The 8,384-nt window shown below is 59.1% G+C and carries 8 protein-coding genes and 1 pseudogene; 6 read left to right on the top strand and 3 right to left on the bottom strand.

All coding sequences use genetic code 11. From position 1 onward, the window contains the following. Positions 1-572: 572 nt before the first annotated feature. Entirely contained in the window at positions 573-1,649 is a 1,077-nt protein-coding gene (locus H7A85_RS19315) for an ROK family protein (protein ID WP_182422169.1), read from the bottom strand. A 424-nt stretch (positions 1,650-2,073) separates the two neighbouring features. Here H7A85_RS19315 and H7A85_RS19310 point away from each other — a divergent pair, with 424 nt between their 5' ends. From H7A85_RS19310 to H7A85_RS19285, 6 genes and pseudogenes are all read left to right on the top strand, one after another. After that, positions 2,074-2,934 (top strand): alpha/beta fold hydrolase, encoded by an 861-nt coding sequence (locus H7A85_RS19310; RefSeq protein ID WP_182422168.1) that lies wholly within the window; start codon positions 2,074-2,076, stop codon positions 2,932-2,934. A 321-nt stretch (positions 2,935-3,255) separates the two neighbouring features. Next, a pseudogene (locus H7A85_RS20925) lies at positions 3,256-3,378 on the top strand (integrase core domain-containing protein); the annotation flags it as partial. Between the two features lie 117 nt (positions 3,379-3,495). Continuing rightward, positions 3,496-3,636, top strand: a complete 141-nt coding sequence (locus H7A85_RS19300) for a hypothetical protein (protein ID WP_182422167.1) — start codon at positions 3,496-3,498, stop codon at positions 3,634-3,636. 102 nt (positions 3,637-3,738) lie between these two features. Continuing rightward, positions 3,739-3,957, top strand: a complete 219-nt coding sequence (locus tag H7A85_RS19295; RefSeq protein ID WP_182422166.1) for a hypothetical protein — start codon at positions 3,739-3,741, stop codon at positions 3,955-3,957. 63 nt (positions 3,958-4,020) lie between these two features. Beyond that, on the top strand, positions 4,021-4,221 hold the full coding sequence (locus H7A85_RS19290) for a hypothetical protein (RefSeq protein WP_182422165.1): 201 nt from the start codon (positions 4,021-4,023) through the stop codon (positions 4,219-4,221). 319 nt (positions 4,222-4,540) lie between these two features. Beyond that, on the top strand, positions 4,541-5,023 hold the full coding sequence (locus tag H7A85_RS19285; protein WP_182422164.1) for a MarR family transcriptional regulator: 483 nt from the start codon (positions 4,541-4,543) through the stop codon (positions 5,021-5,023). A 48-nt stretch (positions 5,024-5,071) separates the two neighbouring features. On the opposite strand, the gene H7A85_RS19280 is transcribed toward H7A85_RS19285, so the two are convergent. Then, positions 5,072-7,309: an EAL domain-containing protein gene (locus H7A85_RS19280; RefSeq protein WP_182422163.1), complete on the bottom strand. Its 2,238-nt coding sequence runs from the start codon at positions 7,307-7,309 to the stop codon at positions 5,072-5,074. A gap of 146 nt (positions 7,310-7,455) precedes the next feature. Next, complete coding sequence (locus tag H7A85_RS19275; RefSeq protein WP_182422162.1) at positions 7,456-8,349, bottom strand: sensor domain-containing diguanylate cyclase; 894 nt, start codon at positions 8,347-8,349, stop codon at positions 7,456-7,458. Positions 8,350-8,384 lie beyond the last annotated feature (35 nt).

The following is an 8,384-nucleotide window of genomic DNA, read 5'->3' as shown; positions in this document are numbered from 1 at the left end:
CAGCACGATCGAGATGCTGAGCTGCCTTCGGATCGATATGCTGTATCCGCTCCGCCAAGTTACAAATCGCGTGAGCGTATCGGAAGCGTGCGGCAGTCGACATAACCGCCGCCCCCTTATCACGACCCTTGCCATCCGCATCCTGCATGGTCCGATCGTCTTCTGGAGGACTACAGACACAACCTACAGGTTACGACATGTTCGCACAGTGGTGCTGGATGATGTGTATGGAATTATACGGACCTGCAAACAGCTCGCGCCGAGGTTCTCGTCGCCGACGAGTGAACGCGAACAGCTTGGTTTTTGTATCGCTTGGATGAAGAAGGTGGCAAGGTCTTACGTTTAGCCCTCCTTGCGGCAACCCGATCGCCGTCACTCACTTGGGTCGGCCTCCTGCAACCTAAACGCCTTGTCGCGCATACATTCGAGAGAAAACCGCTACGGCTCCACCGTGGATGCCAGCAGTTCGAGTCTCCCGTCGCCCACCATCTCACCAGGATCGAAATGCCGGTTATGCTGGTGGCCCTACGCTGCCGTTGGCGTTCACTTGGGGTCGGCGAGCCGTCAAGTGCTCAGGGACATGGCCTCACCGTCCTGTTGGCGAAGCTGCAGTTGCCAAGACCCGTTCCCAGTGTGACCGCCGCCCATCGTTCAACCCCGACCATCAAAGGAGCATCGCTGAGTGCTTGAATGACGGCGTCGTTGTGGAGAAGAACGGTTGGAACCGCTCCGCCGATCATTCCGACCTGATCTGCGATCCGGTCCGGAAAGAGGAAGTCGTCGTCGCTCCAGTCTCCGGGCAGGTTCTGAACGCCCCGCAGGATCCGGCCGTCCGGCGAAACGAGCCCGGGGCACGAAAGGCCGATGAAGGGTGCAAGGGTGACGCCTCGGGAGCCCGCTGCGTCGGCGGCTCGCCGAAGTTCCAGCGCCATCCGTTCCACAACGTCGTCGCGGCTCACGTTGTCTTCCGCGTGACACCATTTGTCCTTGCAGACGACGCTGTAGCTACCGGCGTCGTCGGTTGGCCCGTTGACGCGGACGATACCCCATCTCAAGTTGGTGCCACCGATATCGATCGCCAGGAAGCCATTGCCTTGCGCCAGCACATAGGCGGGCGCAACGAAAGCCCAACCGATCATGCCGGCTTCGTCGGGATGATGGTGCAGTCGCTTGACCTCGATCGAGGGATAGGAGCCTCGGAGGAGGGTCTCGACCCGGCCGAACACCTCCTCCCCCACGTCACCTTGCGACAGCCCGCCGCCGCAAACCACTCGTTCGGTGCCGCTCCATTCGGGAGTCTGGAGAAACCGAAGGAGAACGGAGGTAAACTGTTCGGCAAATTCCTCCACCGACCGCTCGATCGTCCGCTTTTCGGGGTTGGTTCGATCCTTCGCCAACGCCCCGTCCAACTTCTTGCTGTCGATATCAACGGTCTTCTCTGACCCGAACGGCTTCGGTCCGAACGCGCTGGCCAAACCGCGATGACGGCTGAGAATTTCTCGGAACTCGGTCCCGCTGGCGCGGTCGCCGATGAACTTAGAACCATCCTTCAACGGTAGGCTGTAGCTCTGGACAGTCAGGAGAGGAAGTTCCCTCTGTCCATGGACGACCTCACTTGGCTTTGCCAACACCCCCTCCCCGAGCTCCACGCCAAAATTGGCAGCGGCACAGGAAAAGCGCGCTGGACGTAAAGTTCCGTTTGTTCGCGGCAATGTGAAGCATTGACGTGCCAGAAGAGTGCGACTGCACGTCGGTGAATGAGAGGCCAACCTGTCGCCTACCAAAAGTGGCGACGCCGGCTAAATCGCTTCCTTTCAGAGAAACCAGACCGATAACTACGTCAGTTCCCCGCTTCATCCTTTGTCCGTCTCAAAGGTCTGGCCAACGGCCTGTTGGTTCACCCTGCGGATCGACGCATGGTCAGCCGCTTATCGCAAGCGCGCGTCTATCATGCGACAAGGGCTGGCGGTGGCAAGTGACCTGTCCGAGACGTTGGGCGGACACGGGTGATACCCAGAAGTGGACGCGGCCCTACCTGATGCTCGGCGCATCTGGGACCGGGAAGCAGATAGTATGTTCGAAGGGTTCAGGCTTGAGCGGATTGAGCTTTCCGAGGCGATGCTTCGGGTCCGCATCGGGGGAAACGGACCGCCCCTCCTCCTGCTTCATGGCCACCCTCGCACTCACGCAACCTGGCACCGCGTCGCCCCCATCCTGGCGGATCGTTTCACCGTGGTTTGTCCGGACCTTCGCGGGTTCGGTCAGTCCTCGAAGCCGCAGGACACCCCTGACCATTCCGGCTCTTCCAAACGAGCCAAGGCCCGGGACTGTGTGGAACTCATGAACCACATCGGCTTCGACCGCTTCGGGCTCGTCGGCCACGACCGAGGATCGTACACAGCCTTCCGCACCGCAATGGACCATTCGGACGTCGTCAGCCGTCTCGCGATCTTGGACGGCATCCCCATCGCTGATGCGCTTCAACGCTGCGACGCGCGTTTCGCCACCGCTTGGTATCACTGGTTCTTCTTCGCGCAGGCCGAGAAGCCCGAACGGGCCATCCTCGCTGACCCGGACGCTTGGTATGGTGTGAACGCGGACGCCATGGGCGAAGAGGCTTATGCCGACTTCCATGCCGCCATACACGATCCGGCAACGGTCCATGGCATGATCGAGGACTACCGGGCGGGGCTCGGCATCGACCGGGCGCATGACGAAGCCGATCGGGCGGCGGGCCGAAGCTTAGCCTGTCCACTTCTCGTTCTCTGGTCGGCACGAGACGACCTTGAGGACCTGCACGGCGACATTCTCGGCATCTGGCGTAGTTGGGCCGAGAACGTCGATGGACGCAGCCTCGACTGCGGTCATCATATGGCCGAGGAAGCGCCCGAGGAACTGGCCGCAGAGTTGGGATCGTTCTTCAGCCGGGGATGAGCACAGTCCGCTACCGCCTCGTCGGGCCAGGAAACGGTCCAGCCGCTATCGACCCCTTCCCGCCCGTCACGCGTTCGCCGAGCGATCTTGGAAACGGATATCGACGTTCCGACAAGAGGTTGTATCAGCCGGTGCGCGTAGCAATTAGTAAGCAGGAAACTTCGTCGGCACGAGGTACCTAACGTGGATGCAACTGATGTCGCGCGGTCCCGGTCGGCGCATGCGCAGGCTCAACTTTGATTCCGCAAGGTATCCTCGGAAAGCACCCGGTGCACGAAGGCAAGGCGGAACGAAGATTGGTCTGCTCCTGGAAAGCGGTCTTCCCTTCTTCGCGACGAATTTCTCAACCGCGAGATTTTATATAGCTTTACCGAGGCCCGGACCGAGATCAAGGGCTGGTGTAGATACTACAACACCCGGCGACCGCGCTTCTCACGTGGCTACTGTCAAACGGCATTTGCCGCCGTGCTATTGCCGGCTGCGCTACCCCGACTCAGCTCAAAGGCCACCTCAACCGTGGCCGCCAAGCCCCCAGGCATTAGAATTGGACCGAGCCACTAAATGGTGGCCGACCAAGTGGTGGCTGCGCTTCAGATGTCGCTTTATGGCCCCGCCTGCGACATCCGGATTGGCCTCAGCGGTCGCTTCGCAAATCGCCGCGTGTTCGGCTACAGTCTGTCGGATATGTGGATCCTCCATTGACCCCAAGTTCACATCGCGTGAAAAGCCGATTATCAGGGGTATTTTACACATCGGGAACCGCCGGCCTGCTTAAAGCATATACGACGCGATATAATCGCGAGGATGAGCATGCTGGTAACGTGTTTCGTTGAAGTCTTGATGCGGGGCGGTAAGGCGCTACGGGGCGTGCGTAAGTTCAAGATGCTACCGCGCGTGGGCGATACGATCATCGTGCGACCCAACGACGAGGGGCCGCGCAAGGCTTTCGTTCGCAGCGTGATCCATCGTCCTGCACGGAACAAGGATGACGGGACGGTCCTGCTTCAGGTCGCGCTGTCCTGAGTGGATGCATCCGTTGGAATGTTCCATCCGTAACTATCTGCCAAAATGACGCAGGCAGCCAGCATGAACGAACTGATCGATCGCATCGCCTTTACCATCCAAGAGGACGGGATGAGCCGGATCGAGGCTAGGCGCCTTGTCGACCACGTCCTGGCCGCGTTGCAGGAAGGCGATGAGATCAGGGCGGGTTTGGTGGTCTGTGCACATCCCGCGACATTCTCCATGGAAGAGAGGCGACCGCCTCATATGCCTTTCGAAGGGTAGCGGACGGCGTTGCGCTCAAGGCGCTCGCCAACGAACGGTGATCGTACGGGCTTGGAAATGTCGCAGCTGAGTTGGCGACATACGACCTTCGCTGGCTCGCACCGCCGTTTCGAGCAGTTCCAGCAAGTCGGCAAACTAGCCCAGCTCAAGCGCATCGCGAACCGATATTTTGCCTAACATCCAATCGGCGGCAAGGGTTGTCACAATAAAAAGTTGCATCCCACTGCGTCCGCTATAGTAATCGGTTCAACCTACCGGCGTTCGGACCGATGCAGAGTCGAATATGTGTAGACGTCTAGCGGGTGATGGGGATCGCGGAATGACAGACGCAGATGCCGACGCAGGTCATGTACCTGAGCTGACTGATGTAGAGGCATCCTATATTGGCGGTATCCTGCAACTCGCGAAGACGACCCGAGCGTTCATGATGGCGAAGCTCGCACACCTTGGACTACACGCGGGGCAGGACGAGCTTCTGTTGATGCTCGATCAGCTAGGGGAAGCGAACGGAACACGGATCGCAGAAGGGATCGGCGTGCGTCCATCGACAGTCTCCAAAATGTTGGATCGGCTGGCCGAACGGCAACTGATCGTGCGCACCCGCAATACGCAAGATGCGCGCAAGACAACGGTTTGCTTGTCCAACCAAGGTAAGGTTGTCGCCGAAGAAGTCCGTCAACTTCATGCTGCCATCGACCGCGAACTCCTCGCCTGTCGGAAGAGCGATGCGGCGTATGCATCGCTGGGCGATATCGAGCATCTGACCACGCTGATCCAAAGTCGTTCTCGTCGTATTCGGTAGCACAACTTCTCGGAGAAGGCTCGCTTGCGTCGATAATTGAAGCGTATGCTACGCCCTGCGCTGACGCTTTGCCGCCGCTCCCGGACAAGCGATGGTCGCAGCCGCGCCGGGTTTCGATGCCAGCAAACTTTCTTCGAACGCCATCGCTGGCATTGGTCTTCCAAAAAGATATCCCTGCCCCTGCTGGCATTCCTCCAAGCGAAGAACATTCGCCTGATCCTCGGTTTCGATGCCTTCAGCGATCACGTCGAGATCGAACGCGCGCGCCATGTTGATCACGGACTCGACAATCGCTCGGTCCTTGAGGCTGCGCTGGATATCGCTGACGAAGGAGCGATCGATCTTCAGTCGCGTCACCGGGTAGTTCTTCAACATGCTCAGCGAAGCGAAACCCGTGCCAAAATCGTCGAAGGCAACGCCCACACCATGTTCACGAAGCTGTTGCAAAGGTTCGACGATCTTCTTGTCATGTCGAAGGATGATGTTCTCGGTGATTTCCAGTTCAAGTGCCGACGCTGGCAAACCATAGTCCGATAACGCGGAGAGCACGGAGGCGGCGAAATCTCTGATATTGAACTGAGCGGCGAATAGGTTGACGCCCATCCGGAAGTCAACATGACCGAAAGCTCGCCATGCGGCCGCCTGCCGGCAGGCTTCCCGTAGGATCCATTCCCCGACGGGAACCGCAAGCAGGCTCGTTTCCAGCACGGAAATGAACGCACCCGGCGCGACGACACCATGGTTCGGACGGTTCCAGCGGATCAGCGCCTCAGCGCCCGTCAGTCGGCGATCTTCCAAATGCACCTGCGGCTGATAATAAAGTTCGAACTCACCCTTTTCCCAAGCCCGTCGCAACCCTGAACTAATCGAGCTTCTCGATACGGTGGCGCGTCTAAGCTCGGGCGTAAATAGGCGAACGAGATGGCGACCGTCGTCCTTCGCCTGGTAGAGCGCGAGGTCGGCATCACCGAGAAGCTCCTCAGCACTACAGCCGCCTTGCGTCCGAAGCGCGACGCCGATGCTGACGCCGATATGAATAACCTCATGTTCGAGTTCGATCGGCTCCTCGATTACTGCGATCAGTTCGCTGGCCAGCCTATGCGCGACGAGCGGATCGCCGCAGCCTGGAATGAGAACCACGAATTCGTCGCCGCCAAGCCGCGCGACCATGTGACTGGGGTCGATGTGTCGGCGAAGGCGGAGAGCCACGACGCGCAGCACATCGTCCCCAACGGCGTGTCCAAGATTGTCGTTGACGTCCTTGAACCCATCGAGATCGAGCATCAGGAGGCTGACGACTTCGTCGGCTCGGAAAGCCTCTCCCAGCCGACCAATGAGGCTGGCGCGATTGTGGAGTTCCGTCAGATGGTCATATTCTGCGTCGTGCCGCAGCTTCTCTTCGGCTCGCTTGCGATCCGTAATGTCCCGAATGATGGAACCGAAACGCGGTTCCCCATTCTCCGTCCACCGTGAAAGAGAGATCTCGATCGGAAACTCGGTTCCGTCCGCGTGCAGGGCGGACATACTGATCGGAGCCCCCATCAGAGGGGACGAGCCGTGCTCAACCGAACGCTGCAGTCCGCGCCGATGGGCTGGCCGCAAGGCTGATGGGATGATGATGTCGAGCGGCTGACCGATCGCCTGAGCGGCGGAGAAACCAAACATTGTCTCGGCCGCAGCGTTCCAGGCTTGGATGAGATTCCTTCCATCTGCCGCCACAATAGCGTCCGGTGAAGCGGCGGTGATGTTCTCGAGCCGGCTTTGATTGGTGGCATTCTCACTGATAAGTCTGCGAACCTGCATTCGCTCGATAACGGCTGCAGCCAGTTCGCTGAGGATCGCCTGATCGTTCGGCGAAAACAGTTCTCGCGGCTTTTTGTCGATGATGCAAAGCGATCCCAGGCGATGACCATTCTCGTCGATCAGAGGCGCGCCGGCATAGAACCGGATATGCGGCTCGCCCGTTACCAATGGGTTGGTAGCGAACCGCTCATCCCTTGTTGCATCAGGGACAACGAAGACGTGATTCCCCATAATCGCGTGCGCACAGAAGGAAACATCCCGGCTCGTCTCACACGCGGTCAACCCGATGCGAGCCTTGAAGGTTTGGCGGTTCTTACCGACCAACGAAACCAGCGCAATCGGGACATCGAAGATCCGACTTGCGATTTCGACGATTCGATCAAACGTTTTCTCGGCTGGGGTGTCGAAGATCGAGAACGATGCCAGGGCGTCGAGGCGCTCCGCCTCGTCCACTGGCATAGGGTAGGGGTATGTCAGGCGCATCGCTTCTTCCCTCAGGTTGTAGAAGCATGGCGCAACAGCCTTAAGGGAAGAGGTATGGTCTTCGGCCGATTTACTAGCTGACTGTCCTTTAAGTTGTTTATGGCAGGGCCAATCCAGCGAAGGAACAGATCCGCCCTAACGCAAGATCAGGCAGCGACACTGGACATCCGTTGATCGATGAACCGCACCAGTCTGCGTATGCCCTTCTCGGCATACATCTGCGCATCGGCATCGGCGAGAACATGGTGCGCGTCGTCTCCTGGTTGCCACGCGGCACCTCCGACGCTTAAAGTGATCGCGGCATCGAGACTGGATGTATAGAGTCCTTGATCGACGATGGCGCGCAATCGGTCGAGACGATGGTCGAGATCGTCGCGTGTCGGCTCGCGAAGAAGAAGATAGAACTCGTCGCCACCCACCCGCGCCGCCAGTTCACCAGATGTCAAGAAACTGCTCAGTGTCTGAGAGACAAACCGGATGACGTCATCGCCAACTTGATGACCATGTGTGTCGTTGATAACCTTCAATTCGTCGAGGTCGACGACGGCCAGCGAGAAGCCATCTCCACTATAAACGGCTTCGTCACAGGCGTTCTCAACGGCTTGATCGAACCCGCGCCGGTTGGCTAGACCTGTCAACGGGTCCTGATAGGCGAACTCCTGTAGCTTGCGATGAAGCCGCTTCATCATCGTGATGTCCTGCGACACGGACATGATGCGCACGACCACGCCTGACTGTGCGGCCAGACATGGCGAGATCGTCGTGCGAAACCAGCGTCGCCCGTTCGGCAGGTCGATGAACTCCTCGAATTGCTGCGCTTTGCCGGTACGCGCACAAACCCGGTAGCGTCCTGTCAACGAGGCGGCGAGACGCGCGTCGAAGCAATCGTCGAACAGGCGGCCAGCGACGATGGCGTTGGAAAGCTCGAATTCACGTTCTGCGGCACCATTCATGCCGACCACTCGGAAGTGGTCTTCCCCTTCGACGCTCGCAATGACGACCGGCACGGCAAGTTGGTTCAGGTCGAGGTTCATCGGCATGGAAGCTGTCCCTCTGCATTGCGTGACGCTAGGTC

The sequence above is a fragment of the Aureimonas sp. ME7 genome, from assembly GCF_903970965.1.
Lineage (GTDB): Bacteria > Pseudomonadota > Alphaproteobacteria > Rhizobiales > Rhizobiaceae > Aureimonas.
Note: the sequence above shows the minus strand (reverse complement) of the source record. Positions and strands in the feature narration are given on the sequence as shown.

What these genes read in the sequence shown, in the direction of transcription:
- H7A85_RS19310 (WP_182422168.1), top strand. Translation starts at nt 2,074, where the DNA reads ATGTTCGAAGGGTTCAGGCTTGAGCGGATTGAGCTTTCCGAGGCGATG.
- H7A85_RS19300 (WP_182422167.1), top strand. Translation starts at nt 3,496, where the DNA reads ATGGTGGCCGACCAAGTGGTGGCTGCGCTTCAGATGTCGCTTTATGGC.
- H7A85_RS19295 (WP_182422166.1), top strand. Translation starts at nt 3,739, where the DNA reads ATGAGCATGCTGGTAACGTGTTTCGTTGAAGTCTTGATGCGGGGCGGT.
- H7A85_RS19290 (WP_182422165.1), top strand. Translation starts at nt 4,021, where the DNA reads ATGAACGAACTGATCGATCGCATCGCCTTTACCATCCAAGAGGACGGG.
- H7A85_RS19285 (WP_182422164.1), top strand. Translation starts at nt 4,541, where the DNA reads ATGACAGACGCAGATGCCGACGCAGGTCATGTACCTGAGCTGACTGAT.
- H7A85_RS19280 (WP_182422163.1), bottom strand. Translation starts at nt 7,309, where the DNA reads ATGCGCCTGACATACCCCTACCCTATGCCAGTGGACGAGGCGGAGCGC.
- H7A85_RS19275 (WP_182422162.1), bottom strand. Translation starts at nt 8,349, where the DNA reads ATGCCGATGAACCTCGACCTGAACCAACTTGCCGTGCCGGTCGTCATT.